General features: G+C 56.0%; 21 protein-coding genes. 4 read left to right on the plus strand and 17 right to left on the minus strand.

Annotated features, from left to right (window positions below):
* Window positions 1-11: 11 nt before the first annotated feature.
* A complete protein-coding gene (locus tag Poly59_RS11135) occupies window positions 12-1,484 on the minus strand; it encodes a sulfatase family protein (RefSeq protein ID WP_146534105.1) in 1,473 nt (490 codons plus the stop codon).
* Between the two features lie 247 nt (window positions 1,485-1,731).
* Here Poly59_RS11135 and Poly59_RS11140 point away from each other — a divergent pair, with 247 nt between their 5' ends.
* From Poly59_RS11140 to Poly59_RS11150, 3 genes are all read left to right on the plus strand, one after another.
* Window positions 1,732-2,904: a TMEM43 family protein gene (locus Poly59_RS11140; protein ID WP_146534106.1), complete on the plus strand. Its 1,173-nt coding sequence runs from the start codon at window positions 1,732-1,734 to the stop codon at window positions 2,902-2,904.
* 237 nt (window positions 2,905-3,141) lie between these two features.
* Entirely contained in the window at window positions 3,142-5,694 is a 2,553-nt protein-coding gene (locus tag Poly59_RS11145) for a PSD1 and planctomycete cytochrome C domain-containing protein (RefSeq protein WP_146534107.1), read from the plus strand.
* Between the two features lie 22 nt (window positions 5,695-5,716).
* Window positions 5,717-7,093 carry a DUF1501 domain-containing protein gene (locus tag Poly59_RS11150; protein ID WP_146534108.1) on the plus strand — a complete coding sequence of 459 codons (1,377 nt, stop codon included), beginning with the start codon at window positions 5,717-5,719 and terminating at the stop codon, window positions 7,091-7,093.
* A gap of 135 nt (window positions 7,094-7,228) precedes the next feature.
* Here Poly59_RS11150 and Poly59_RS11155 read toward each other — a convergent pair whose 3' ends face one another.
* From Poly59_RS11155 to cobA, 9 genes are all read right to left on the minus strand, one after another.
* On the minus strand, window positions 7,229-7,636 hold the full coding sequence (locus Poly59_RS11155) for a suppressor of fused domain protein (protein WP_146534109.1): 408 nt from the start codon (window positions 7,634-7,636) through the stop codon (window positions 7,229-7,231).
* Window positions 7,637-7,700: 64 nt separating this feature from the next.
* Entirely contained in the window at window positions 7,701-8,069 is a 369-nt protein-coding gene (locus Poly59_RS11160; RefSeq protein WP_186776175.1) for a type II toxin-antitoxin system RelE/ParE family toxin, read from the minus strand.
* On the minus strand, window positions 8,069-8,314 hold the full coding sequence (locus Poly59_RS11165) for a ribbon-helix-helix domain-containing protein (protein WP_146534111.1): 246 nt from the start codon (window positions 8,312-8,314) through the stop codon (window positions 8,069-8,071). The genes Poly59_RS11160 and Poly59_RS11165 overlap by 1 nt, the downstream gene beginning before the upstream one ends.
* 177 nt (window positions 8,315-8,491) lie before the next feature.
* Entirely contained in the window at window positions 8,492-9,082 is a 591-nt protein-coding gene (locus Poly59_RS11170) for a hypothetical protein (protein ID WP_146534112.1), read from the minus strand.
* Window positions 9,079-9,636, minus strand: coding sequence for a cysteine hydrolase family protein (locus Poly59_RS11175; RefSeq protein WP_146534113.1), 558 nt, complete (start codon window positions 9,634-9,636; stop codon window positions 9,079-9,081). Before Poly59_RS11175 ends, Poly59_RS11170 begins: the two co-directional genes overlap by 4 nt.
* 91 nt (window positions 9,637-9,727) lie before the next feature.
* Window positions 9,728-10,963 (minus strand): molybdopterin molybdotransferase MoeA, encoded by a 1,236-nt coding sequence (locus Poly59_RS11180; RefSeq protein ID WP_146534114.1) that lies wholly within the window; start codon window positions 10,961-10,963, stop codon window positions 9,728-9,730.
* Entirely contained in the window at window positions 10,953-11,528 is a 576-nt protein-coding gene (mobA, locus tag Poly59_RS11185) for a molybdenum cofactor guanylyltransferase (RefSeq protein WP_146534115.1), read from the minus strand. Before mobA ends, Poly59_RS11180 begins: the two co-directional genes overlap by 11 nt.
* Complete coding sequence (locus Poly59_RS11190) at window positions 11,525-11,839, minus strand: carboxymuconolactone decarboxylase family protein (protein WP_186776176.1); 315 nt, start codon at window positions 11,837-11,839, stop codon at window positions 11,525-11,527. The genes mobA and Poly59_RS11190 overlap by 4 nt, the downstream gene beginning before the upstream one ends.
* Complete coding sequence (gene cobA, locus Poly59_RS11195) at window positions 11,836-13,353, minus strand: uroporphyrinogen-III C-methyltransferase (protein WP_146534116.1); 1,518 nt, start codon at window positions 13,351-13,353, stop codon at window positions 11,836-11,838. Before cobA ends, Poly59_RS11190 begins: the two co-directional genes overlap by 4 nt.
* Before the next feature lie 123 nt (window positions 13,354-13,476).
* Between cobA and rpsT the strand changes: the two genes are divergently transcribed.
* Window positions 13,477-13,743, plus strand: coding sequence for a 30S ribosomal protein S20 (gene rpsT, locus Poly59_RS11200; RefSeq protein ID WP_146534117.1), 267 nt, complete (start codon window positions 13,477-13,479; stop codon window positions 13,741-13,743).
* 86 nt (window positions 13,744-13,829) lie between these two features.
* On the opposite strand, the gene Poly59_RS11205 is transcribed toward rpsT, so the two are convergent.
* From Poly59_RS11205 to Poly59_RS11235, 7 genes are all read right to left on the minus strand, one after another.
* On the minus strand, window positions 13,830-15,005 hold the full coding sequence (locus Poly59_RS11205) for a VWA domain-containing protein (protein WP_146534118.1): 1,176 nt from the start codon (window positions 15,003-15,005) through the stop codon (window positions 13,830-13,832).
* Window positions 15,006-15,012: 7 nt separating this feature from the next.
* Window positions 15,013-18,996, minus strand: a complete 3,984-nt coding sequence (gene hrpA / locus Poly59_RS11210) for an ATP-dependent RNA helicase HrpA (RefSeq protein WP_146534119.1) — start codon at window positions 18,994-18,996, stop codon at window positions 15,013-15,015.
* Between the two features lie 126 nt (window positions 18,997-19,122).
* The gene (locus Poly59_RS11215; RefSeq protein WP_146534120.1) at window positions 19,123-20,709 is read right to left on the minus strand and encodes an FMN-binding protein; all 1,587 of its coding nucleotides are present in this window, start codon (window positions 20,707-20,709) and stop codon (window positions 19,123-19,125) included.
* Window positions 20,710-20,768: 59 nt separating this feature from the next.
* On the minus strand, window positions 20,769-23,033 hold the full coding sequence (locus Poly59_RS11220) for an FAD-dependent oxidoreductase (RefSeq protein ID WP_246151551.1): 2,265 nt from the start codon (window positions 23,031-23,033) through the stop codon (window positions 20,769-20,771).
* A 141-nt stretch (window positions 23,034-23,174) separates the two neighbouring features.
* Window positions 23,175-23,801 (minus strand): peptide chain release factor-like protein, encoded by a 627-nt coding sequence (locus Poly59_RS11225; protein ID WP_246151552.1) that lies wholly within the window; start codon window positions 23,799-23,801, stop codon window positions 23,175-23,177.
* Window positions 23,794-25,815, minus strand: a complete 2,022-nt coding sequence (locus Poly59_RS11230) for a hypothetical protein (protein ID WP_146534122.1) — start codon at window positions 25,813-25,815, stop codon at window positions 23,794-23,796. Before Poly59_RS11230 ends, Poly59_RS11225 begins: the two co-directional genes overlap by 8 nt.
* Window positions 25,812-26,768 carry an HlyD family secretion protein gene (locus Poly59_RS11235; RefSeq protein ID WP_146534123.1) on the minus strand — a complete coding sequence of 319 codons (957 nt, stop codon included), beginning with the start codon at window positions 26,766-26,768 and terminating at the stop codon, window positions 25,812-25,814. Before Poly59_RS11235 ends, Poly59_RS11230 begins: the two co-directional genes overlap by 4 nt.

Raw genomic sequence — 26,768 nt, forward strand, 5'->3', positions numbered from 1 at the left:
ATCAACCGTAACTAGCGACCAATCATGGACTCGATCGATTTGGCAATTGGCGACGATTCCAAATGAGTGTCGCCATACGATTGCGCGTACTCTTGCAGTGCATGGGCAAGCGACTTGGTAACCGCTGCATGATCGGGACGCCCAAATTGGTTCACCAATTCATCGGGATCCGATTGCAAATCAAATAACCACGGATCATCAGAAACCGACACGACCAATTTGTAACGATCGCTGACCGCAGCCAACCAACCGGGCTTCATTCCGGCTGATCGCAAGAAAGTGACGTCATTCCAGTCGTCATTGGATTCGCCCAATAACAAGGCAGAGGCATCGCGTCCTTCGATGGCTTTGGGTTGAAGTTTCGAGTCGATTCCCAACAATGTCAAGATCGTCGGCGAGAAGTCGACCGTGCCTAGCGCTTGATCAACTCGCGTGCCCGCCGGAATCTTGCCAGGTGCAGCCACGATCATCGGAACCTTGGCACTGCCTTCATACGGGTTGCCTTTGTTCAGACGCCCATGCTCATAACACAAGTCGCCATGGTCCGACGTGAACACGACAACCGTCCGATCGGTCAAACCAAGCTGGTCAATCGTCTTCGTGATTTTGGCAACGTTATCGTCGATGCAACGAACCATTCCGAAATACAACGCCATTTGCTGAGCCGAAAACTTCAAACTCGAATTCTTTCCACCGCCGGATACCCAGCCCGGGTTTTCGCCCTCATGCGCAAATGTCATTGGTGGTCGAATTGGCAAATTCTCGTACATCGAATCGTAGGGCGAACGCACCGCGTTGGGACCGTGCGGATCAGGCAGGCTGAGGTGATAACAAAACGGATCGCCCGCATGTTGACGAATAAATTCCACAGCGCGATCGGACAACCAGTCGGTCGAAAAAGACTTTTCATCAGCGCCGGCGAGTGAGTAGCTTGGTTCGCCATTTTTGCCTCGCGCGGCAACCTGTGGCCCCTTGTCCGTGATTTCAAACTTTTTCCAATGTCCGCGGTTGAACATGAAACGGTTGTCTTGAAAACCGAATTGCCGCTCAGGCGCCCACTGAGGTTTCCCCGGACCGTCGAGATGCCACTTGCCCGCGTAACCGGTCGCGTAGCCGTTTTGTCGAAGCACTTCGGCAAACGTGACGATGTCACCAGCCAACGGCAGATCGTTTTGCCAACTGCCTGTGTTTTGCGGATAGCGTCCTGAAAAGAAGGCTGCTCGTGACGGCGTGCAAACAGGGCTGGTCGCATAAAACGATGTGCAGATGGCACCGCGATGAGCAATCGCATCGATCGCGGGTGTCTGCACAACCGCTTGCTTGCCCCACACTAGCGCTTGCTCGGCCGGCAACGTTTCGCGGTAACACCCAAGCGTCCGAAAATTATGCTCGTCGGTTTGAATGATCACCAAGTTCATGGGCGTATCGGCCGTCGCAGTGACGACGCCGACAAGGCACAAGAAAAACGTTCCCAAACTTCGCATCACAAGAGTCTCGTCGTTATTTTTGAAAGATAGGGAACACAAAATGTCCCGTCGTCATAAGTTGACAGACATTCTACTGCATTCGGATATCAAAAATCCGATTTAACTAAATGACAGATATTGCCGCCAAGGTAAATTGAGCCGAACGAACGACAGAACTTACTCCGACGCGGTGACAAACCGCCCGAGCGTTCGTGCCCGCTAAAGTGGTACGATGCCCCAATGACCTGCGCCCCCAGAGGAAAACATGTTCGGATACTTTCGCCGCGTAAAAAGTGCGCTTGGCGCCATGATCGTCGGTTTTTTGATGGTTCCGGGCGCAGTGGTTTTGCATGGATGGAACGAATACCGAACGGTGCACCGCACACGCGGATTGGCCGAAGCGGCAGAGCTAGTCGAAACGATTTCGGATCCGAACGCGGTCGATCCTGCACGCGAGGGCCAATTGGTTCACTTGACCGGACTCGCCGAAACCGACGAAACGCTCGAGGATCCGGACTTCCATGTCTCGTTGCCCGCCATCCATCTGGCGCGGCGGGTCGAAATGTTTCAGTGGCAGGAAAATAAGAAGTCGAAAAACAATTCAAACTCGAATTCAAAACACACAACGACCTACACCTACAACCAAACCTGGTCCAGTAACGTCGCCAACAGCGATCAGTTCCACCGTTCGGCGGGACACGAAAATCCACCGATGAAGTACCCGAACCGCGAAGTCATGGCGAAACATGTCAACATCGGCGCTTACTCGCTAAATGAACCGTTAAAACGTTCAATGCAGGATTGGCAACCAATGGAGTTCAGCGGAACCGACTTTTTAGCGACCGTGCCCGAATCTGAACGCAACCAGTATCTGATGCAGGGCAACCAATTGTATTGGAGCAGCAGCGTTCCCCAGCCCGACCAACCGCAAATCGGTGACTTGCGAATTCGATTCGAAAAAGTAGTACCGGGAACGGTAAGCTTGATCGCCCAACAGAATGGCAAATCGTTTTCTCAGTTCCACACCAGCAATGGCGAACCGATTGAGCGACTCTACATGGGATCGCTAACAGCAACCGAAGTGATCGGAAAACTGACAACCGAGAACACGGTGATTGCATGGTTATTGCGAGTCGCTGGCCTAGCGTTATCGGTGATCGGCTTCTCGATGATCCTGAAACCTCTCAGCGCGATCGCTAGCTTCGTTCCTCTGCTAGGCGACTTTACCGGCGCGGTCCTGTTTCTGATCGCGGCGCTGCTAGGGGTGATCGTTTCCTGCATCGTGATCGGCCTGTCATGGATTGCCGTGCGACCGTTGTTGGGCATTGCCTTGTTGACCTTGTCGGCACTGGCGATCTACGCCGTGATCCGGTTGAAGAAAAAGTCGCATCACAGCGACGAACCAGAACTGGTGGACGCGTCCATGTTCGTTCAGTGACTCAGTGGACGGGTTCAGTGGGCGGGTGGATCGATTACGTCGGTCGCAAACGGGTCGACTCGGCACTCAGTCGACTCGGCCCCAAGTCGACTCAGCCCCAAGCGGACCGCGGATTCCCGACGGGTGGAGACCGCCGCACCGCTCTCAATCGATTTTGGATGCTCTTTGCCATTTCGTGCGAGACATTCGAGTGTTGGGTGGGTTAAAAGAGGTGACCACCTCTTTTCGGATCTCATCATGCTCTTTCATCGCTTACCGGTCGCTTTCGCGTTCCTGGTCCTCGCTTGCCAGATCGGCATTGCGGACGAAAAACCAACGCCAGAGCAACTCAATTTCTTTGAAACCAAGATTCGCCCAGTCCTCGTCAAAGAGTGCTATTCATGCCACTCCGACGAGGGCGGCAACGTTCGTGGCGGACTTCGGCTGGACACCCAATCGTTCACCCTGATCGGTGGCAGCAGTGGCCCAGCGGTCGTTCCGGGTGAACTGAATGACAGCCTTTTATGGTCGGCGATCAACCACGAAGACATGGCGATGCCGCCAAAGAAGAAACTGTCCGATCAGCAGATCGCTGACCTGGGGCGTTGGATCGAGATGGGCGCGCCGGATCCTCGAGTCTCTGAAGTTGTTGAATATCGATCCTCGATCTCAGAACACGACATTGAAACGGCCAAGCAAGATTTCTGGGCATACCGACATCCAGCACCGTCGACACCGCCAAGCGTCAAACAAACGGCCTGGCCCAAAACAGACATCGATCGTTTCATTGCTTCGAAGCTTGAGTCCGCGAACCTGCCTCTCGCCACCGACGCGACACCGAATCTGATCCTGCGCCGGCTGAGTTTTGATCTCACCGGGTTGCCACCAACGCCGCAACAAATCGACACCTTTGCTCGCCTATTTGCATCGGATCCCGACCGAGCGATCGCAGCATTCGTGGACAGCCAATTGGCAAACGAAGCTTTCGGTCAACGTTGGGGCCGGCACTGGCTGGACGTCGCTCGCTATGGCGAATCCACAGGCGGTCAAGTCAACATGACTTTCCCGCACGCCTGGCGATACCGTGACTATGTCATCGAATCTTTCAATGACGACAAACCCTATGATCAGTTCATTCAAGAGCAAATTGCCGGCGACCTTCTGCCTGCCGAAAGTGATGCGCAGTGGGCACAGAATTTGGTCGCGACAACGTTTTTGGCGATTGGTTCGAAGAACTTAAACGAGCAAAACCGAATCCAGTTCGCAGCGGATGTTGCTGACGAACAGATCGACGCGACGACGCGAGTCTTTTTAGGAACGTCGGTTGCTTGTGCGAGATGCCACGACCACAAGTTTGATCCGATCCCGCAATCGGATTACTACGCAATGGCAGGCATCTTCCAAGGCATGAAGACCTACTTTGGAAACCCGCCCTCGGAATTCGGCAGCTTCAATACCGTCCAGGCAAACCAGAACAGCAGCTTGCTAGTCTTGCCCGTCGATGACCCGAACCCGTTCGACCGGGGATACACGGCGTCGGAGCTTGCGGATTTGCGTCAGCAGATCACGAGCAAGATTGACGAAGCTCGACAAACCCGCAGCAACCCGAACCAAAACCAAGCGGCGCGGATACGAATCAACAACGTGATCGCCGACCTTTCGGCAAAACTGGCAGTTGTCGATCAAAACGGCCAGCCGCTTAGCTATTGCATGGGCGTACAAGAATCGCCAAAGCCTTCGAACGCAAAGCTCTTAACCCGCGGCGAAATCGACTTGCCCGGACGAGCGATCCCGCGTGGCATTCCATCGGTGCTGACAGCATCGCCCGTCAAAATCGACGATGACTCGAGCGGTCGTTTAGAGATGGCCCGATGGATTGGCAGCGACCAGAACCCGCTGGCCGCTCGCGTGATGGTGAATCGAATCTGGCAACATTTGATCGGCACCGGACTGGTCACCTCGACCGAGAATTTCGGCACGACAGGCTCGCCGCCCAGCCACCCCGAGCTACTCGATTTCTTGGCGATCGAATTTGTGAAGTCTGGCTGGTCCGTAAAAAAACTGGTCCGACAAATTACAACATCACGTGTTTATCGAATCGCGTCGACCTTCGATCAAGACAGTTTCGACAGCGACCCCGACAACACGTTGCTGTGGCGAGCCAATCAACGACGACTCGATTCCGAAGCCATTCGCGATGCGATACTGGCAGCCAGCGGACAGATCGACATGGATCCACCACGCGGGTCCGAGGTCGCCAAGGCTGGCTACCTTCGCGTTCGCGGAGGCATCTTGGGTGACCCTCGCGAACTAATGCAACAACAAATGGTGGGGATGTCACGGCGGTCAGGATTTGGCCGTGGTCGTCAACCGGCAAGTTCAGCCTATGAACGCCTCAGTCAACAACTGGACATGAACGACGCAACCTTTCGCAGCGTTTACCTGCCGGTGGTCCGCGACGAATTGCCTCGATCGATGGAAGTATTTGACTTCGCCGATCCTAGTGCCGTGATTGGAACCCGCGAGGAATCCAATACCGCAAACCAGTCGCTGTTCATGATGAACAACCCGATCGTGATCTCGCAAAGCGATGCGATGGCACAACGAATCGCGAGTTTCGTCAAGCGACCAACCGGTCAAGTCAAAGCCGCCTTTGTCTTAGCACTCGGACGGCCCCCAACGGATGCCGAACGCTCGGCCACGTTGGCGTACATGAAGTCCGTCGAATCCGAGCAGGGTTCTGCGATGCAACCACTTGCATCAGTTTGCCAAAGCCTGTTCGCGTCCGCCGAATTCCGATACCTCGATTAGCTTACCCCTGGGATTCCTTATCATGTTCTCTCGACGCGAAGCTCTTCGCAGTGTTTCAGCCGGTTTCGGTTACCTCGCTTTCGCTGGCCTCAGCAGTGCCGCAGCGGCCAAGGAAGCGAGCGTGAACCCGCTTGCGCCCAAAGCACCGCACTTTCCGGCTCGTGCCAAACGCGTGATCTTCTTGTGCATGCAGGGCGGCCCGTCGCATGTCGACACGTTCGACTACAAACCGCAATTGGTGGCCGATCACGGCAAGCGAGGTCGATATGGCGGTCAGCTACTGAAGTCGCCGTTTGAATTTCGGCAACGTGGCGAGAGCGGTTTGTGGATTTCGGACCTGTTCCCCGAAGTCGCTCGGCACGCCGACCAGATGACTCTGATTCGATCGATGCAGTGTGATCAACCCGTTCACCCCGGCGCGATGACCCAGATGCACACGGGTACCGCTCAGTTCATACGTCCGTCGCTTGGTGCTTGGACACTGTACGGACTGGGAACCGAAAACGATTCGCTGCCCGGATCCGTTTCGCTGAGTCCACAATCTGGGACCGCACGAAACTACGGAAGTTCGTTCTTGCCGGCGATCTATGCCGGCACCAAAGTCGGCGGTCCAAGTGCCCGGTTCGCGTCTCGCGGCATGACGGGTGCGAGTAGTCAATCAGTGCCCGACATCAAGAATCCAAAACTGTCCAAAACAGCTCAGCGACGGCAACTCGACTTCATCCAAACTCTCAACGAACAGAAACTCGAACATGACTTGGTGAACCCCGGCGTCGAGGGCGTGATTGAGTCCTACGAGTTAGCATTCCGAATGCAAGACGTGATGCCCGATTTGATGGACACCTCGGGCGAGAGCGAATCGACGCTGGCGATGTACGGCGTTGACGGCGGCCCGACCGATAGCTTCGGCAAACAGTGCTTGCTTGCCAGACGCTTTGCCGAAGCGGGCGTGCGTTTCATCGAGGTCACGCACGGCAATTGGGATCAACACGTCCGATTGTCGACCGACCACAAGACTCGCGCCGAAGAATGCGACAAACCCATCGCCGGACTATTGCAAGACTTGAGTGATCGCGGACTGCTGGAAGACACCTTGGTGATCTGGGGCGGCGAGTTTGGTCGAACACCGGCCGCGCAGGGCACCGATGGTCGGAATCACAACAACAAGGGATACACGACTTGGATGGCGGGTGGCGGAGTCAAAGGAGGGTTCAGCTATGGTGCGACTGACGAACACGGATATGAAGCCGTCGAAAACCCCTGTCACATCCACGACTGGCATGCCACGATCCTGCATCTGCTTGGACTCGATCACGAGCGGCTAACGTACCAGTATGCCGGCCGCGACTTTCGTTTAACCGATGTCCACGGAACGGTCGCGAAAGACATCTTGGCGTAACACGTTTACTCTGACCGTTTGTTGATTTGGCACAGTCCTTCAGACGCACGACCAACGGATTGGTTGGTTGCGAAACTCAGGGAAGGTCCTGAACACTGCTCTCGAGAGCCAACATGGGAGGTCGATTGTGCCCGCCTATTCCAAGGCGACATTTTTGCGGTTCATGTCGACGATCATCGGAGTGTCGTGGGCATCGAATGCGTTTAGCAGAGCTGGGATTCCTTCGTCTATTTCGAGTTGCCGTTCTTCGGTGTAAAGCGGTGTCATACAATAGAGCCAGATCTTGTCGCCGGTGTCGTTGGTAAGCGATTGGTCGGCCAACATTAACAGGGTCGTGAAGGCTGTGTTGGAGGCCAGTGGCTGCGGTGGCTCGCCATTGGCGACTAGTGCGAAGGAACCACCCAGCCATGCGTCGTGTTGCTGGGGATACTGAGCCATTGATCGCAGCCATTGTTGTGGCCATCCCCAGTTAGAATCTTCGTAGTCGCGGAACTTCCAGTCGGCGAAGGGCAGCAAAGGAGTCAGGCCTGTTTTGTCGCCCATGCGTGCAAAAGAGGCCTGACCACTTTGCTGCCGACTCGATACGCTAAGACCGCTTCTCCTTCGCCTACATCAATTTCGGGTGCAACGGTCTGACCTCGGCAACGAGAGTTGGCTGTAGCTCGGCGAACCTCGTTGGGACGTCCATCGAGCCATGTAGCACCGTCAACACGAAGATGCCATTCGGCTGGCGGTCACAAATGAGTAAATGCTTGCCAGCGGAATAGAACTGAAACTTAGCATCGAAGTCCGTTTCGCCGTGAAGTAGCTCAGCGTTCTCGCTGATGTGTGTCAACGCCACTTCTAGGCTCGCGACGCACTGCGTGGCTACTCGTTTAACAAACTCCTTGACTGAATAGACGCGTATGCCTTCGATGTCTCGAAGCGCCCTATCGGTCAGGTGAATTTGGGTCACGCCAGATTGCTTCTTGGCCACTAGCGAACTTTCTTGAGCAACGAATCTAAATCGCCCTTGAATTCATGCGTGCGACCTGCAATCGCATCCTGGTATCCATCCAGGATAGCTTCTCGTGCCGCGTGCGCTTCTTGTCGTACCTTTTGCTGTCGCAGTAGGTCGCGAACGTATTCGCTGGGAGTGGCGTAGAGTGTGCCGTCCCCGGAATTGGCATCGACGAATGCTCGAAGCTCATCGGTCAGTGAGAGATTAAGCGTATTGGCCATAGGTAGTTCCTTGCTGGTGTTCCCTAAAAGACAGCATCAGTGGCAATAGATGGCAAATATTGTCATTGCATCTAGCCGAAGACGCTCTGCATGACACGTGTGACCGAAGCAAGAAAAGTCGGACGAAACTATCGAGCGGAAGATCGGGGACGAATCGAGGGGCACGATTCCGGCGCGTCAACTCAACACTCGCTGCGAGACTCGTTTGCGAAAGTGACGAAAGCTTTCGTTTCCGAAACGGCTTTGCTTGGGCACGATCGCATATTCAAACGGCCCCGAACTGACCAGGAAACCGCCTCGGAAGCGGTGTAATTTCAAAAACATATTCGGCCACCGAAACGTGTCGACCGGCGTGACCAACACGAATTCGCTTGGTGAACTTTCGACTTCGCAAGATGCGCCCGCGACCAGCCCCATTTCCGACAAACGTTTCCGGACGGCCATCTTCGATCGGTGAATTAAAGCTAAGTAAACGACCGTTGACGTGATCATGCTTGCCGCGACTCCCGCGGCAAAAGCCAACGCGCCCATCGACGTCGCCCGGACAACAACCATCAGGCTTAAGAAAATCAACACCAACGACGCCAGCGACAAACGGGTCATGTGTCGCTGCAACAGATACTGGTCTTCGGCTCGCTTTAGCACCCGGCGCGTCAATTCAAAACTGGCCGTGCTGATCGAAACGTCATCGGCGACGCGTTTCCCAGGCGACCTGTGATCGTCATCCACGGGCATCACGGGTTGATACGGATTGATTCCGTTTTTCATTCGCTGGTCTTACAGCGAGCGAACCAAGCATCGCAGTCAATGACTTCGCTGATGAACATTTGCTGAGCCACCAAGGTTGCCGTGTGCAGTTGTTCGGCCGTCACTTTACCACCCTGGTTTTCAACGGCTAACGTGCCTGTGGCATCGCGTAGAAATTCGACTTTATAGCCGCGGTGAAACGCTTGTCTCGCTGTCGTGTCACAACACATCTGCGTCATGTAGCCGGCAATGGTAACGATCTCGGCACCGATCTGACGCAGCCAGTCGCCCAAGTTGGTTCCGGTGAACGATCCCGGCAACTGCTTGTCAATCAGAACTTGTCGCGGACGCTTCTCGACTTCCGCATGCAGTTGCCACATGTCGGAATTTTTTTGAAAGATCGGCGAATCGGGACTAGGTTGATGATGCCGGATCACCGCCGTCGGAATTTTCGCCTCGGCGGCAAAGTCCATGACCGACAAAATGCGTTCTAAGTGACCGTCGGGGTGCGTGATTGGGAACGCGCCGTCGAAGTACTCGCGTTGAACATCAATCACTAACAAAGCTCGCGACATGAGCGATCTCTTTTCCAAAGTGTTTTGCAGACCAGGGTCGCCCCTGGCTAAAGTCCGCGACCGGGAAGCCCCCGGACCAGACCCGGCAAGTTTACCACGGGTAAAACGGCCATGGGCCAGCGGCGCTGCAAGTGCCGCCAGGTTCAGTCGCTGCGACTTCGACAAAACCATCGCTTTGTGCCATCGAGACGAGGTCACCTGAGCCTCGACTTTCAACGACGACGGCTTTGCCATGATCAGTCAAGCGAGCTAGCCTCATCCAGTGCAGCGGCAGCGTCTTCGAACCTGCCGCATCGAGTTCGACCACAGCCTGCTTGGGCAACCAATCCGTTTGCCCGCTGATTTTCGCGATCAGCGGCAACGCCATCCGGCGACATCCAATGGTGGCGCTGACGGGATTACCAGGCAAACCGAGAATCAGCTTTCCTTCGCCTGTTACCGCACCCAGGATCGGTTTCCCTGGGCGAATGGGCAATCCGTGAAAGACGACTTCGCCGCCCACGTCGCGGACGACGTCCGGAACGTAGTCATAGTCGCCCATCGAGACTCCGCCCGTCATCAGCACGACATCGCACATCGCAATCGCTTTGACGAGCCCTTCGGCCAGCGACTGTTTGTCGTCTCGGCAATGCTCGTTCAAACAGCGCTCGATCCACGGCTTATTTTCCAACAAGCCATCCAGCGCAAACCGGTTACTGTTTTGCAACTGCCACGGTTGGGGACATTCATTGACGAACAAACCGACTTCGTCACCTGTCGTGATGACGCCCACTTTGACCGGTGTATGAAAATCATTTTCGAAGCATCCGAAGTTGACTGCAACGGCTTTGTCGGCCGCCGTCATTAGTTTGCCGGGCGGAAGGACGGATTTCCCCGCCGACGCATTTTCGCCCGCGCGTCGGATGTTCTCGCCCATCGATGTCTGCATCGCGACGGAGTGAAAGCGAATCTGCCCGTCACCTTCTGCTATGTTTTCATCCGTGTCTTCACGTTTCACAACCGCTTCGGCACCGCTGGGGATGATCGCTCCCGTAAAAACCTGCACAACTCCCTCGGCGGGCATCGCCGGCGGTGGACCGCCCGGAACCGACTGCCCGACGACAATTACCGGTGCATCCAACTGCAATTGGCTGATCCGGACCGCATAACCGTCCATCGCCGAAACATCAGCCGCTGGACTGTCCCGGTCAGCCATCACCGACCGAGCCAAAACTCGCCCGCCGCCATCTTGGATATCCACGCACTTTTCGATTCCTACGACCGACAACTTCTCGGCAATCGCTCGCAGTGCTTCGTCGGGATGATCAAACGCAAACTTACCGGCCATGGTGTTCCAAGTCTTCGGGTGTATTGATATTGCGACATCGAAGGGGATCGATCGACACAGTCGAGTGAGGCACTGCATCGCGTCTAAAGAAACGAAAAAGACTGCGATCTTCACTCGCAGCCAAGCGATTAATTTCGGGCAGGTTTGAAACCGAATAGATGCCAATCAGCGGTTCAGTCCGATCCGAAACCGCAAGCGTTGTTTGCCCGGTTTCACGCCAAGTCGACTTCAATTGCTGTAGATCGTTGATGCTGAAATCGGGCACATCGACAGGAATAAAGAAACAGGCCTCGAAGTCTTTACCGGCCGCAAATGCGAGCGCTGCGGAAATGCCAACCACCGGACCACGATGCGCGACCGGATCGGGAATCGACACGTACGGCGGAAAAATCGCATTGCCGCTGATCACGACCTCGTCACAGACTCGATTCATTCGATCGATCGCATGACTCAAAAATGTGCCGCCGCTGGAACCGCCGCTGGAATAGGGCAGAGCCGACTTGTCACGTCCCATTCGCGAGGAACGTCCACCACACAGCACGACACCAAGCAAACGCTCGCTCATTGGGACTGTTTCTTGATGACGTCTTCAACCCAAGACCGAGATCGCATCATGGTCGGAAAACCAACCGTCGGCGCTGTGACCACGGCAACGTGCCGCAGGTCATCAGGGGTGCAGCCAGCTTCAAGAGCTTTACGGCAATGCGAATGGGCGGCTCCCTCGAGTCCCGCGCCCAACGAGACGGCCAACTTGACCAGAGATACTTCGCGTTCCGAAAGTGGCCCAGCCTCTTTGGCTGCTTTTCCAAACGACTCGTACGCTTGCATCAATTCAGGATAACTCTGATGCATTTGCTTGTATGGCTTGGGGATCATGATTCGCTTTGCGATTGAGTGATGGACTGGATCAACGATTCGATGGTGTAGGGATCGGCTTCGGCGGCAATCGAGTAACCAAGGTCTTGCAGCGCCTTCGATGTGATCGGCGACAGACTGGCGAGTTTGCATTGGTGCAACGATTGACCAAACATGCGGTGCAAGCTCTCGCCGGACGCACTGCTGGTGACGGTAACCCAGTCGACGGTCCCCGCCGCAACACGTGCAACGATCGCCGGATCGGCCGACTCAACATCACGATTTTGATAGGCGACGACCTGAGTGACCTTCGCGCCCGCCGTGGTTAGTTGTTCTGGCAACACATTTCGGCCACGACTGGCGCGAACCAACAACACTCTCTGATTGTGCACATCCGATGCTAAGTCCGCCGCTAGCGACTCGGCACGAAAGTCCGTGGGGACCAGATCAGCACGCAAGTGATAGCTGGCAAGCGTCTCGGCAGTTTTCGATCCTACGACCGCAATTCGCAACCCTGCCAACGACCGCATGTCGTAGCCGATTTCGCCCAAGCGATCCAAGAAGTACCGAACACCGTTGTGGCTGCAAAAGACGACGACGTCAAAGTTTGCCAGGTCTGCGATCGCCGCATCGACGTCGGTCCAATCGTCGGGCGGTACGATTTCGATTGCCGGCTGAATGATCACGTCGGCGCCCAAGTCACGCAGCGACATGGCCATCGATTCCGCTTGATCGATTGGACGGCTGACCATCACCGTTTGTCCGAACAGTGGCCGACGCGTGACCCAGTCCATTGACTCGGCGAGTCCCGTGACCGGTCCAATGATCACAATCGCGGGAGGACGGAACTTGCTAGCCGGTGTCATCCGATCCGCTACCTCGTCCAGCCGGCAATGAACCGTCTGCTGGTCGGGAAGACTGCATCGCCGCACCAGCGCGACTGGCGTGCCGGGCGGTTTCCCGGCCGCCATCAAGGCACCGCTCCAAACCGCAGCCGTTGTCACACCCATGTAAATCACCAGCGTTCCGGGAAACCGCGCCAATGCGTCCCAGTCGAGTGCCGACTCGGTCTTGTCCGGTTCTTCGTGCCCGGTCACCAATGCAACCGCCGACGCCAGCCCACGGTGGGTGATCGGGATACCGGCAAACGACCCTGCGGCCAAAGCGGCCGTGATGCCGGGGACAATTTCAAACTCAATTCCAGCGGCTCGTAAGGCATCAACTTCCTCGGCCGTACGAGCGAAAACAGCCGGATCCCCCCCCTTCAGCCGGGAAACGACCTTTCCTGCCCTGGCGTGAGTCAACATTTCGTCAATGATTTCGGACTGCGTCCAAATCCGCGTCTGACCATGCTTTCCGACGCAAATATGGCGTGCAGCGGCCGCGTGGACAAGCAAGTCAGTGTTGCTAAGTCCATCGTACAAAACGACATCCGACCGACGCAGCAGCTCGGCGCCGCGCAGCGTCAGCAGCCCCGGATCGCCGGGGCCTGCGCCGATCAAATGGACTTTCCCAAGGGGGTTTGAGTGGTTCATAGAGGCTTATTCTGCGCTTTTTGTATCGACTCTGGACAGGAGGCCGACGGATTGGCATACTACCCGGCCCTTAGAAATACGTTTCACCTCAATTAATCGACGCCGTCGACGCGTCCCTTTGACATGCCAAATACCGATAGTGCGAAGAAGCGTCTCCGCCAAAACGAAAAACTCCGCGTCTCGAACCGCGCCAAGCGCAGCACGCTACGTGGCCAACTTCGCCGTGTCCGTGACGCCGTTAAGGCTGGCGATGTAGCGACGGCGCAAACCGAGCTGCGTGTTGCCCAAAAGAAAATCGACCAGGCCGCAGCCAAGAACCTGCTGCACAAGAACACGGCCGATCGCACCAAGAGCCGTCTGAACAAGATGGTCAAAGCGATCGCATCCTAGTCGATCCTTTGCTAATTCAAAGAACGAATCCACTGGGCGAAACCACCAGTGGTTTTTTCGTGCGCTCACTTTGCTTACATCGCAATTCACTTTTCGGTGAAGTCCTCCAAGCGAACTTGCCCCAGTTCGTCCATCAGAATCGACTGGACTTCGCTAAGGCGTTCGCGATCTTGTTGTCGCGTTAACTTTTCAGAATCGACGGGACGAAGGACGTATTCGGCCATTGCCAATTCGCCGTCGCGAATCAGATTCCGAGCCGAACGGATCCGCGTCAATTCTTGCCGATTTCGTTGTTCGATTTTCTCCACTTCCTTCTGCAAGCGAGACAAATTGACCGGCGCGTGATCGCTCGTTTTGACATAACGGTAAGTGCCGCCGGTCTGATCCGCGATCTCTTGCAATCGACCTTTGGCGAATGGATTTTCAAAGGCAATCGCGTGAACAGGGATCTCTTGATCTACGAACAGGTGCTCGATGGCCAAATCGAACGATTCCGTATAGGGATTGCCATCTTCATCAACCCAGCCACTGTCACGGCGAAGCTGATCGGGCTCGTTGAAGTCACCGTCAGTCAATAAAAAAACTGCGTCAGGATGCATGTGGCTAGCCAGGGCAAGTGCTCGCCTTGGATCCGTGCCGGGACCAAGACTTGCCCGGGTGACCCACTGACGAAGTTCAGCAAGGTGTTCGCCCGTGGCGCTGCGATACCGCGGCTTAGCTTCGTGATACATCGCCGCTGTTTCCCAACTGAACAGAAACACGCTATACGACTGATGCGAACGGAGACCTTTGACCGAGCGAAGTAGTTCTCGGCAAGCTCGCTGGTATCGCTCGCCATCACGGGCATCCATGCTAAGCGAGTTGTCGAGCACGAAAACGAAATGGTCGCCGCTGGCTTGCGCACCAAAGAAGTCGATTCGAGGGTCCAAATCCGCCTTCATGGCTTGCGAGACGGGCTGAACCAGCGATTCAGGCGACGGTGGTTCGGGCTCGGTCGCTGTGACCTCTGCGACGACATTTTGGGACGAAACTTTAGCCGGCAGAGTTGCTGGCTTGACCAGTGCGATCGACTCATCCGCCTGGTCCGCAGATTCAATTGCGGCCGAAAATTCAAGGACGATTGGCTTGCGGATGACCGTGGTGCGAATGATCAGAGCCATCAAGACCGCGATCACGAGATGCAGCAGCAACGACACCACGAATGACGACAGTCGCTGACGATGTGTCGGTGGTGCTTCAGTCAATCGCAGTGGTTCGGGCATGGCAGGTTCAGCTCAACAATTTTTCGCATCGTGTTGGTGAAACCTTGACGGCGGTACCGAGCGGCTGGGCAAACAGGCTGACACGCAATTCTTCGACCATCCAGCGAAACTCACTTTCGACATGATCGACTGGTTCATAGGTCGTTTGCGTCGAAAGCCAACGTTGCCACAGACTTTGAACCAGCTTACGAGATTCGTCATCTCGCCCAGCGCTACCGCTCTTCATTTTATCCAGCCGATACGCGATCGCTTTGAAATAGCGAGGATAGTGCTTTAGCCAAGCCCATGGCGTACGACGCATAAAGCCATCATGCACCAACCACTGCAACTGCAGCTTTACGTCACCCACGGCCGGCGAACCACTTCCGCTCTTGCCAACCGATTCAATTTCCTTTCGAGCATCAAAGTAAGCGTCGGCAAGATGCCCTACCCAACTGGCAACTTCTTGTGCCGCTTCGGCAATCCGGCGAGCTCGTTCCGTTCGACGCGATTCAAACTCGGCCGCCGATCGAATCGCGGGTTGATTTTCGACAAACGCAATCCGCGCCATCAAGTCTGTCATTGCTTCTTCCATGTCGCCAGCCGAGACGACACCCGAGAGCTTGATTTTTGCTTGGTCCATTCGTGGCAAGTGTCGCACTTGCGATCGAAGTTCTTTCTTTTCGGCGATCGCAAACAAACGCACACAACCGTTGCGGATCGACGACTCGGCCGAAGTCGCATCAGCAAACAATGTCGTTTTCACAAACGCTCCCTCGTCGATCAGCCCAGGGTACTGTGCCACCCGCACACCGCCACGAACACGAACGACTTCCCGAGGTAGTTGATCGATATCAAATGTCGTCGATTTGTCGCGTGACCAAACGTCGTCGATTTTAGCGGTCGACTCAGGCAGGTTTGCTGGCCCCGCGCCGACTTTGGCGACTAACGGCGCGATCTGTCGGCCTTCGGCAATCGAGTTTCCTTCATCGTCAACAACTGTGACCAAGAACTGCAAATGGGGATCGAGTTTTTCGTCTTGAAAATCGAATGGGGACACCGGGACTTCGGCGTGACGGGACATTGCCGCACAAACGGCCGGCATGAAGGGGACCTTTCCGTAGTCGTCAGCCAATTCATTTGCGATCTTTTCAGCCACATCGGCCGCGGGCACCAAATTGCGACGAATCCGCTTGGGCAGCGACTTGATCATCGCAACGATCTTGGGTCGCAGCAGTCCCGGTACCAGCCATCCAAGCCGGTCGTCACTAATTTGAGACAGCGCTGCTTGATGAATCTTGACGTTGACGCCGTCACGGTCCGATCCCGGTTCAAACCGATAGTCCAGCGGCAATCGTGAACTGCCGACTTCTAATTCATCCGGAAACGCGTCGCGGGTAATCGTCTTCGTTTCCGTTGCAATCAAGTCATCTGGCCGCATATACAACGACGGTTCGTCGGACTCCGGGGGTGGCTCGGCCAACCACTGCGACACGCCTGCCGAATCACGAATCGATTTGGTCCAATCCGGTGTCTCGATCGAACGATCAAACTTTTCAAGCCGGCCACGGTCGCAAATATCCGCGGGCAAACGCGACTGGTAAAACGCGGCCACCACATACTCGTCGATCACCATGTCACGACTGCGCGTTTTGGCGGCGAGCCCGGCAATCGATTCGCGCAGCGTTTCGTTATGACGGACGAACTTGGCGTTGGTACGCAATTGGCCTTCGGCCAACCCGTGGTCGATCAACAAGTCGCGCGCGGTCGCAGGATCGATCGGTGACAACGGCACTCGACGGCGAGTAACGACAGGCAGTCCAAACAACGTTTGATTCTGGTAACAGAACGCTGCCCCCGACTTCTCGCTCCAGTGCGGATCATGATGCGACCGCTTCAGCATGTGAGCGCCGGCTAACTCGATCCATCCGGGTTGAATCTGCGCCACCGTTCGCGCAAAGGCTTTCGCCGTTTCAACCAACTCGCCCGCGACGATCCATTTTGGCTTTGCTGCAAACACACCACTGCCCGGCCACAAGAACAACTTCAACCCACCGGCGCCGGTGTACTCGTTCTTGTCGCCTGCCAAGGCAACGCCCGACAGCAGTCCCGCCAACAGCGATTGATGGATTGCCGCGTAGTGGTCTTCGGCGACCAGTTTGGTTTCGTCATCGACGAAACGCATCTTGCCCACATGAGCTTTCGGTTTGCCTTTGTCCGAAAGGGCCTGCGTTGCCATCTCGCGAAGTTGGCGATAGACATCGGACCATTCACGCATGCGTGTCGGCGACAAAAACTGTTGCCGCAGCACACGGATCAGCTTATTCTTGCTGTGTTCTTCGCGTGCCGATTCGTAGTACCGCCACAGTCGCAAGTACGACAGAAAGTCACTGCGTCCATCCGCGAATTTCGCGTGAGCTTCGTCGGCTGCTTGTTGTTTTTCGGGCGGGCGATCGCGAGGATCGGGCAGCTCCATTGCCGCCGCGATCGGCAAGACTTCTGCCAGGACTCCGTTTTCGTGCGCGGCCAAGATGATCCGTCCGACTCGCGGGTCAACGGGCATTCGACCGAGCTTCCAACCGATCTCGGTGACGTCATGCCGATCGTCAATCGCACCAAGTTCCGTCAGCGTTCGCAAGCCTTCGCGGATCGCCTCGGGCCGCGGCGGGTCGAGCAACGGGAACGCCTCGAGCCGTCCCAGTCGCAACGTTTTCATCTGCAGAATAACGGACGCCAAATTGGTGCGGCGAATTTCGGGCGTCGTGTAGTCTTCGCGATTTTCAAAATCATCAAGCGAAAACAGACGGATGCAGACGCCGGGGCCAACACGACCACACCGCCCGGATCGCTGGTTCGCACTCGCCTTGCTGACCGGTTCGATCGGCAAACGCTGGACTTTGCTGCGGACGCTGTAGCGGCTAATCCGCGCAGTTCCCGAATCAATCACAAACCGAATCCCAGGCACGGTCAAAGAACTTTCCGCAACGTTCGTCGCGAAGATGATGCGGCGTTTGTTGCCCGACGGGTTAAAGATTTTTTGCTGTTCCGATTGCGGCAACCTCGCGTAGAGCGGCAACAGATCCACGCGTCCGGTCGCGCCCAATCGCTTGTAGTGCCCCGCAACCCGGTGCGAAACTTCACGGATATCACGTTCGGTTGGCAAGAAAACCAGCATGTCGCCGTGACCGGTACGGCTGGCAACTTCGATGCCTTCGATGACGTGCCGCGAAACGTCGTAGCCGCGAGTCTCGTCACGGTTAACGTCTTCCCATGGCAGGTACTTGATCTCGACCGGATACCCGCGGCCTTCGACATTGACGATCGGCGCAGGGCCGTCGTCATCGCCAAAGTGTTCGGCAAATCGATCCGCGTCGATCGTTGCCGAAGTGATGATGATCTTCAGGTCCGGACGTTTCGATTGAAGTTGCCGCAGATAACCCATCAAGAAGTCGATGTTCAACGACCGTTCGTGAGCTTCATCGATGATGATGACGTCGTAGGCATCCAGTCGCTTGTCCGACTGTGTTTCGGCAAGCAGGATGCCGTCGGTCATCAACTTGATCATCGTTTCAGGCGTCGTATGATCACCGAACCGAACTTGGTATCCGACCCACTTGCCAAGTGGCGTTTCAAGTTCTTCGGCCAAGCGAGTCGCGATGCTGCGCGCGGCCAGACGTCGGGGCTGGGTGTGGCCGATCATACCCCTGCGACCGAGCCCGGCTTCGAGGCAAAACTTTGGCAACTGCGTGCTCTTGCCGCTGCCCGTTTCGCCGCAGACAACGATGACCTGTCGCTCGCGAATCAGTCGCACAAGGTCTTCACGATGCGCTGTGATGGGCAGTTCGGCCGGGTATTCGATCTTGGGATTTGCTGCCTGCCGAATCTCCACCGCCGTCGCCTTGTCTGACGATAACGCGGGAGTCAATTTCGGCCCGGGCGGTTTGGCATCAGATCGTTTCGTTGCTCCACTGGGCGGCGACGTCAGCGATGGTGAACTCGGTTTTGGATTCATAGCTTGAATAATCGTGGGGATGGACAGCTCGTATCCTAGCCTGTTTGGGCAATTGTCCCTATCGGCGGCTCGTTTGGCGAACCGAAATCGTAAACCGCGACCGGGCGTCAGAACTTCGCCCAGCGACTAGCTTTCACGCCAAAACTGGACACCCCAAGCCATCATCAACAGCGAGATCGCGACGATATCAGCGCGTCGAATCCGATCGCTCGTCGCCGTTAGCCGAATGTAGTCAATCAACCGCCCCGTTGGACATCCCAGCCGGCAGTACCCCATCGGGATGAACGCCGACGCCACCAATGTGACAATCGCAAACCCTAACGAACTACGACTGGCGATTCGAAACAAGTAAGCATGAAACGGCTCCCACGATGCCAGATCGATCGTCGGAACAAACACGACGGCAACGTAAGCAGCTACAAGCGTGACTCCTGGGATCATTTTCAGCCAAGGTATGACACGCGGTGACAGCCGGATGCGACGCCTTGATCTTGCCGACGGTTTAACCAGCTGCTGAAGTGCGCCGTGCGGACACAGATGATTGCAGTAGGGGTTCGCTTTTTTCATTGGCGGCACCAAAAACGCCACCGCAGCCATCGAGGCTAGCCCTGGTGCCAATCGCCAAGCGATCCCGTGCGCCGACCAACCCGCCAGCAGCGCCATCGACATCAAATTGCCGGTCCAAAAACCGATCACGAGGACCACCGCGACCAACCAGGCTCGACGCCCGACCGGTGACTGAAAGGCTCCCCAGCGACTTAGAATCGTGATCGCCAAAATCATCGCAACCGTGATCCAGTCGACGATCGTCCAGCGAACCATTGCCGATGTCGACTTGTCGTGCGACTCGGTTCTTTGCCGGATGATGCCACTGCTGGCTGCGACGATCGTATCGGCAACTGCCAGACTGGTCATCGTTGCACCGGAAACTCCTTCGATACCCTCGGCCGCCGGATCCATGGTCGAAAGATCCGCAAGCGTGCGTCCGGTAAACCGCTTCCAAAATCCGCGTTCGGTTCGCACGTAGTCGACATACGGTTCGTTATCGAAGGATTTTCGAATCGCCAGTTTCTCGACACGGTCGTCGGAGCCAACTTTCAACAGCAACTCGGTTGGTCCCTGATATCCGATCACTGAATCGGAATAGGGCCCGCTACGCAGCAGCTCGCTGACGTCGTCATCATCCGCGATCGATTCGCTGCGTTCTTCATCCGTAACGTCGTCGGGAAAAACCAACGACGGTCGTTGGCCTCCGATGCGTTTGATAACACCCTGGGCAATCGCGAGTGAAGTCAGTGTTGCGCCCGAGACACCGTCAATGCGAGATTCGCTTCCACCGCCGCCCCACCGCCAACCCACAAACTGAGCAAAGAACGCGGGATTCGCTTGAACCGCTTCGACGTGCTCGGCCGTGTCGTCGCTCGACAATAAATGGACAGCTACGATCTGCAGCTCGTTGTCTAGCAAAATCATCGCTTCACTAGGACCGCGATAGCCGACAATGTCGCGAGCGATCGGCAGTGTTCTGGTAATCGTTCCAACATTGCCGCCGGAGGCATCGGTCAGCCGCCACATTCCGTTTACGTCTTGACCACTGAATTGAACGCTCGGTCGCTGCAGCAGGTCGCGCACCTTGTCGATCGGCGGTGGCTCGGACGAGCCAACGGGTTTCCGATGAGGTGCTGGGATTGCTAGCAGCAGTGCGGAGACCAACGCAAACCGAATCGCATGGACGACTCGAGCTCTGATGTTTGAACGTCCGGCGGCCCGCGTCACTTGACTTCGACCAGCGACACAGCGTCGACATGGACAAAGCCATCCGCGGAATCAGTGCTCAATTCAACAACAACGTCTTGACCTTCGTTAACTGACAATTGCTCCACAACGATCCATCCAGCGTCAAGCGCCGCGCGCTGGTCAATTGTGTACGAACGTGCCACATCACCTTGCCGAACTGTCACTGGCGTTTTGGATGACCGGTTTTCATGCGGATGGGTATAGAAACGCAGCTCGACTTTCCCCGACTGCTTCGGCCGGATCGTGAACGTGGCAGTTGCATCTGAATTGGGCGACGCATATCGATAGCCGTAACCGACGAATCCCTTCAATCCGCTTCCCTCGGTCCACGCACCCGTCAACTTGGCGTCAGAATCGTCGACCACGACGCCTTCCATGGTGGCGGGATTGTATCCCGGCGGTGGCCCGTTGGGACCGGCTTTCTGCATCGCGTCGTCCGGGATGATGATGTCGGCCGATGGCGTGCTGCGTCTGGCTTTGCCGGGCAGTTCCAACAGTTCCAGCAGCTCGTCAAGGTGTTCTTCGTAGACGTCCCGTGGGCTGCACTGGTTCAGCGTACAGATCGAGGCTGCCTTACCAACGACTTCGCCCATCATGCCGCACGTCTTCATCACACGCGTCGTGCCGAGTGCCTGGTGAGTCACGCTGATGTTGCGACCAGCCATGAAAAGGTTGTCAACGTTACGGCTGTAGAAACATCGATAGGGGACTGGATAGCCATAGGATCGGTCGACGCGTCGGTCGTGGACGGCGACAGAGATGAACGGATTGTCGGGAAACTTGTCCGCGTATTCTTTTTTGGGATAGTGCAAGTCGATCGACCACGTACTGGGGACACAGCCGTCGGGAAAGTCGCGTTTGGTGACGATGTCTTCCTCGGTCAGAACCACATCGCCTAGCAATCGCCGACTCTCGCGCGGTCCACCAATGTAGGCGACCCATGTCAATTCGGCTGTCTTGTGCTGGTCGGCACCGTCACGGTTCTTCATTGCATTGAACGCGCCAAAAACCGCTCGCAAATTCCAGTCGCGAATTGCTTCGGCGCCGCCGATGGCATCCTTATCGAAACCACTTTCCCAAAACCATTGACCGTGATGATCACGTGGGTACGGAAAGTCTTCCATTTTCAGGTCGAGTGCCCACGGAGTGTCGGGAAACGTAGTGGAGGATTCGGCTTCGTCCCAAGCCCACATATTGCTCATCCCCATCCGACCAGCGTCGGTCATGTCCAAATCAGCACTGGCCCAATGCCCAACCCAACCGTGGCCGGTGCAGTCAACGAAGAAATCGCCTGTGATTTCGACGTCGCTGCCCGTTCGTGTATCGATTGCGGTAATCGAAGCGATCTTCGAACCGTCCATGCGAACCGACATTGCGTGATGATTCAGCATCAAATCAATGTTCGGTTCGGCGCGGACGATTTGTTCTTTCAACTCGTCACCAAACTCTTCGTACGTTCCCGGTGACTTTGTTGCCTTGTCCGCAAACTCTTCGATCATCTCGCCGATGCGTGGGTACTTACCACGGCGAATGTTGCCCATTGCCCAGACTCGCACTTCGCTGGATCCATTGCCGCCCAGAACGGGCCGATCTTGCACAAACGCCACACGACATCCCATGCGAGCCGCCGAAATCGCCGAGCCCATGCCCGCGTACCCGCCGCCGACAACCACCAAGTCATAGGCGCCGCGAATCGGCAGTTTGTCGGACAAGCCCAATTGCTGGCGGCGCCAAGGCAGCAGCATTTCGGGGTCGGCTGGCGGCTTGGCATCCAACGCCGTGGTCAAGTAGACACTGTCGCAGCGGCCATCGAACCCGGTCTCGTCGTGCAACCGAATTTCAGCTTCGCCCGCTTCCAAAGACAAGATACCCCCATCATGCCAAGACCAGTCCGCGCCTTCGGTGCCGAAGGTCACGTCAAGCGGCTTGCCGTTGACGATTAACTTGAACTTGCCAGGTGATGGTTTTGCGTTCCAACGCGCCACCCAGTCGATCGTTCGCACCCAGACCCGGTATTGACCATTTTCGGGGATAGTCACCGTTACCGACGCGTCGTCGACCGGTTTCCCTAAACCGTGAGCGATCAAATAGGGTGATCCCATTTGCTGGACAAACTGGGTGTCCAATTTCCATCCACCATGATCGGCAAAACTCTCGGCTTCGACGAATACTTCCGCCGCCGGCGCAAGGGCTCCAAGGATCAGCACAGCAAGCAACGAACAAGAAAGTCGAAAGGGCATGTTGGGTTCGCACAAAGTTGAGGCTTCGGTCATTCAAGGTGCGCTGCGAATTGAGCGACGCGGCATCACCGACTTCGGTGTAGAGTATAGTCGTTGTGAGATCGGCTTGCCGTGCAGAGCAGCTTCCCTACCAACCAATATCTATTTCAGTGCCGACCGTCCGTGATGTGCACGAATCTGGTTGACCAGCGTCATAGCAGGCGAGTGCGATTTCAGCAAATTGACGATGCTGCTGGTCGAAACGGACCAAGACTTCGTGACCGCACTCGGTTGACCGCCAGCAGCATGCAAATCATCCAGCAGTAGCGTCAGCACCCTCGGTCGATCGGGGTTCGATTCGCGGAACTTTAGGGAACCGTGGCGGTACTTTTCTCTCAGCTGGTGAGCCGGACCCACGGGATCTGCGTCCCAGACCGACAGAGTACGCCGTTCCACCGCGAGACGAAATCGCAATCGCGAGAGTGCGACGCTGCGGTTATCAGCTTGGCTTCGTCGTTCGGTTGCTTCGGCCGTCACGTTGGTGGGTTCGTGATGCAGGAACACACCAGAACTCGTTTTATTGCGGTGTTGGCCGCCAGGACCGCTGCGGCGTTGAAATCGCAAGTCGCACTGCGACAATAACGTCTCGTCATCCAACAGCGCCGGATGAGGCGAGCCAACAAACACGACCGACATGCGATCGGCTTGGCGAGGCATCACAGGTGCAATGTCCTGATCACCGTCGTTTTTCGCGATATTTTTGCCGCCGCTATCTTTTTCGTTACTCACCGAGAAAGTCTTTGCAATTTTGCCACAGGTCTTCGGCCATTGTCCGATCTGGCATGCGAACCGCCGCTCGAACCTGACTGCCGAGCAACTCGAGCATGTCGGTTTGCAAGACTTCGATCAAGGGGCACACGACTTCATAGCCAGCCCGACGCACCACCGATTCAGTCTCTTGGTCGATCGGCGAAACGCTTTCGATTTGCGACACAAAGACTTGGCCGGGGATCGCTGTCGCCGTGATCCGAACCGTTGTCCCTAGACGAATCCTTTGACGATCGCGTGCATCGATCGTGATTACGGCGTGCAGTTGACCGTCGCCACTGATGCGACACCAAGCTTGACGTGATGTAGCGAGCGAACCGACGCGCCGGGCCAGCGACTGAGTTCCGTTGATTGGATCCATTTCGAGCGTAGATTCAGCAGGTAACAACACTCCACCAATGTTGGTCCGAACATTGGACCGATCGGCACGAGTCTGAACCGAGACCAGCCTTGCTTGCAGTCCCTCTTCCTGAGCCTGCAGCGTTCGCAACGTATCGGCGTTGTCTCCTTGACCCATCGCAGCGCGGCGTGAAAGTTGGCTCCGAACTTTTGCGATCCGAAGCTGGCCTGTGATTCGAGTTTCTTCGAACTCAATCGCTTCATCCCGCAGTCTAACAATCGTTTGGCCAGGTTCGACCCTATCACCGAAATCAACTGCGGCAACTTCAACAAAACCGTCACTGGGTAGGAACACTTTTTCGGCATCAACCGCGTCGATCATCCCGGTGGTCGTCCGGTAACGAGGCGTTGGCCAAAACAGTATCGCCGCGCCGCCACCCATCAACATGATCACAAACGCCAAACGCCGAATCGCCGGCACCTTGATCCAATTACCCTGGCCGCCAACGATCTGGGCGATGCGTTTTGCACTTCGAAATGTCATCATGATCACCACTATTGCGATCACGGCGACCATCAAGGGCCGCAAATGCATTTGGTCGGCCACCACCAGCAGCATCGCAGCGATCCCGAGCAACACAAAGCACCGGTACACCGTCGATGCAGCATGATAGATCGACAGTCCAATCGAACGAGAACTTGATTCTGGCTGGGTTGCGAAACCCGAACCGGCAAATCGAGCCACCACAACGTCGCGAAACGCGTTCTTCGAATCGGCTCGCAAGTTCACACTGCCGATCCAATCGGCCAACACAAAATACCCGTCGTAACGCATCAGCGGATTGGCGTTGAAGATCAACGTGCTAATGCTGCACACGAACATCAAATGGAATGCATGCCACTGAATCACCACGTCGCGGGCCCCAAGCCAAACCAATGCCGCGAGCGATGCGATGATCAGTTCGACATAGATCCCTGCTAGCATGACGGACGCACGCTGCCATGCTGACGGATTGCGTGAGGTATCTGACACATCGCAGTAAGGACATGGCATTCCGCACAACAACAGCAGGCCGACCGATCCACAGCGTGAACCGACTCGCCGGCACATCACCGCATGAGCCAGTTCGTGAATCACTTTTGTGATGACAAACCAAATCCCCAGAACAACCGGACTGGTTTGTGCCAGAAACATTCCAAGCGAACCGAACAAAGTCATCCACTGCTGACTTCGACTGAGTACCAATCCGGCCGATAAAGCGACCAACGCCAGCCAAAAAGTGACCGCAGTTTTTGAAAACAGCCATCCCGTCCAAGGAGTCAATCGGCGGGCAATTCCATCGCCCGATCCAATCGGAATGCGAATATACAGCGGCGAAAATTTGCTGAAGATGAACGCACGACTTGTTACCGTTCGCCGGCGTGTCCAGCCGACTTGATCCGCTTGACGCCATTGATCGGGGGAAGCATGGCCGGACTGCAAAGCTTGCCACAGGTCCGCAGAAACACGAGTGAACCGTCCGCTGATTTCGTCAATCACGATCCGCATGCTACGACGAGACGAATCGGTGACCACACAGCTCAGGTCCCGCCGCAATCGATTTGACGAATTGTCATTGGCCGATACATCACTCATCGGATCGAGGTTCCGTTCGCCGAGCGTGCTGTCGCCGCCGAAACGTAGATCGTCATCTGAACTTCCATTCCCGGCATCAGAACCCAACCGCCGGAGTCACCGCCGACGTTCTCGTTTTGAATTTCAGCATGCAAGCGAAACACGCCATTGGGGAGCATTTGCGGGTCGACAGACAACACGTTGCCGCGGAGAGCTCGCAACTGTCCCGTTGACGAAGCGTTCCAGCGAACACTGACGGGCAGCCCTTTGCAGATTGCCGGCGAAAGATCTTTGCTGTCGACAAGTGCGTGAACATGAAGTCGATCGATCTGGCCAATGGTTGCGATCGTTTCCCCCTTGTTGATCCATTCACCCGCAGAATGCGACAGATTCAGCACCACACCGCTGATCCGGCTTTCCGCGTGAAGTTTGCTCAGTTGGTCATCGATCAGCGACACTTCGGCTTGACGAACTTCGCTTTCCATCACCGCACGCTTCTTGCGAAGTTCAGCTTGGGCGATTTCAAGTTTGCCGCGTTCGACAGCGAGCCGAAGTTTCGTCAGGTAGGTTTCAGGAATCACACCGCGAAAATCTTTTTGCGAAGACTTGCTCATCGCCAACTCGGCTTCCGCTTCGTCCCTAGCGGTTTTTGCGTACTGCAGTTCGCTATCGTCGGCCGCGTCCGACATTGCGGCTTCCAATTCCAGAGCCGCCGCACGTCGACGTTTTAGCAAAGTTTGGTCATCGAGTCGTGCGATCTGGTCACGGGCGGTGACCATGTCATTCTGTTTGACCTTCAATTCTTCGATCAAGCCAGTCTCTAGCGCCGGCACCTTCAACTCACTCGCAAATCGAACAATGCAGTCCGCCACTTCGACCTGTGACGCGGACTGGGCGGTTTCAAGATTTGCGACTGCGACACTTGCCAGTGCAATCGCGATCAGAACAGCGGTGGTTTGAATCGTCGGTTTCAT

Source organism: Rubripirellula reticaptiva, assembly GCF_007860175.1.
In the GTDB taxonomy this organism is placed as follows: Bacteria; Planctomycetota; Planctomycetia; order Pirellulales; family Pirellulaceae; genus Rubripirellula; species Rubripirellula reticaptiva.

Coding starts and splice junctions, on each gene's coding strand:
- Poly59_RS11135 (WP_146534105.1), bottom strand. CDS start 1,484: ATGCGAAGTTTGGGAACGTTTTTCTTGTGCCTTGTCGGCGTCGTCACT.
- Poly59_RS11140 (WP_146534106.1), top strand. CDS start 1,732: ATGTTCGGATACTTTCGCCGCGTAAAAAGTGCGCTTGGCGCCATGATC.
- Poly59_RS11145 (WP_146534107.1), top strand. CDS start 3,142: ATGCTCTTTCATCGCTTACCGGTCGCTTTCGCGTTCCTGGTCCTCGCT.
- Poly59_RS11150 (WP_146534108.1), top strand. CDS start 5,717: ATGTTCTCTCGACGCGAAGCTCTTCGCAGTGTTTCAGCCGGTTTCGGT.
- Poly59_RS11155 (WP_146534109.1), bottom strand. CDS start 7,636: ATGGGCGACAAAACAGGCCTGACTCCTTTGCTGCCCTTCGCCGACTGG.
- Poly59_RS11165 (WP_146534111.1), bottom strand. CDS start 8,314: ATGGCCAATACGCTTAATCTCTCACTGACCGATGAGCTTCGAGCATTC.
- Poly59_RS11170 (WP_146534112.1), bottom strand. CDS start 9,082: ATGAAAAACGGAATCAATCCGTATCAACCCGTGATGCCCGTGGATGAC.
- Poly59_RS11175 (WP_146534113.1), bottom strand. CDS start 9,636: ATGTCGCGAGCTTTGTTAGTGATTGATGTTCAACGCGAGTACTTCGAC.
- Poly59_RS11180 (WP_146534114.1), bottom strand. CDS start 10,963: ATGGCCGGTAAGTTTGCGTTTGATCATCCCGACGAAGCACTGCGAGCG.
- mobA (WP_146534115.1), bottom strand. CDS start 11,528: ATGAGCGAGCGTTTGCTTGGTGTCGTGCTGTGTGGTGGACGTTCCTCG.
- Poly59_RS11190 (WP_186776176.1), bottom strand. CDS start 11,839: ATGATCCCCAAGCCATACAAGCAAATGCATCAGAGTTATCCTGAATTG.
- cobA (WP_146534116.1), bottom strand. CDS start 13,353: ATGAACCACTCAAACCCCCTTGGGAAAGTCCATTTGATCGGCGCAGGC.
- rpsT (WP_146534117.1), top strand. CDS start 13,477: ATGCCAAATACCGATAGTGCGAAGAAGCGTCTCCGCCAAAACGAAAAA.
- Poly59_RS11205 (WP_146534118.1), bottom strand. CDS start 15,005: ATGCCCGAACCACTGCGATTGACTGAAGCACCACCGACACATCGTCAG.
- hrpA (WP_146534119.1), bottom strand. CDS start 18,996: ATGAATCCAAAACCGAGTTCACCATCGCTGACGTCGCCGCCCAGTGGA.
- Poly59_RS11220 (WP_246151551.1), bottom strand. CDS start 23,033: ATGCCCTTTCGACTTTCTTGTTCGTTGCTTGCTGTGCTGATCCTTGGA.
- Poly59_RS11230 (WP_146534122.1), bottom strand. CDS start 25,815: ATGAGTGATGTATCGGCCAATGACAATTCGTCAAATCGATTGCGGCGG.
- Poly59_RS11235 (WP_146534123.1), bottom strand. CDS start 26,768: ATGAAACCGACGATTCAAACCACCGCTGTTCTGATCGCGATTGCACTG.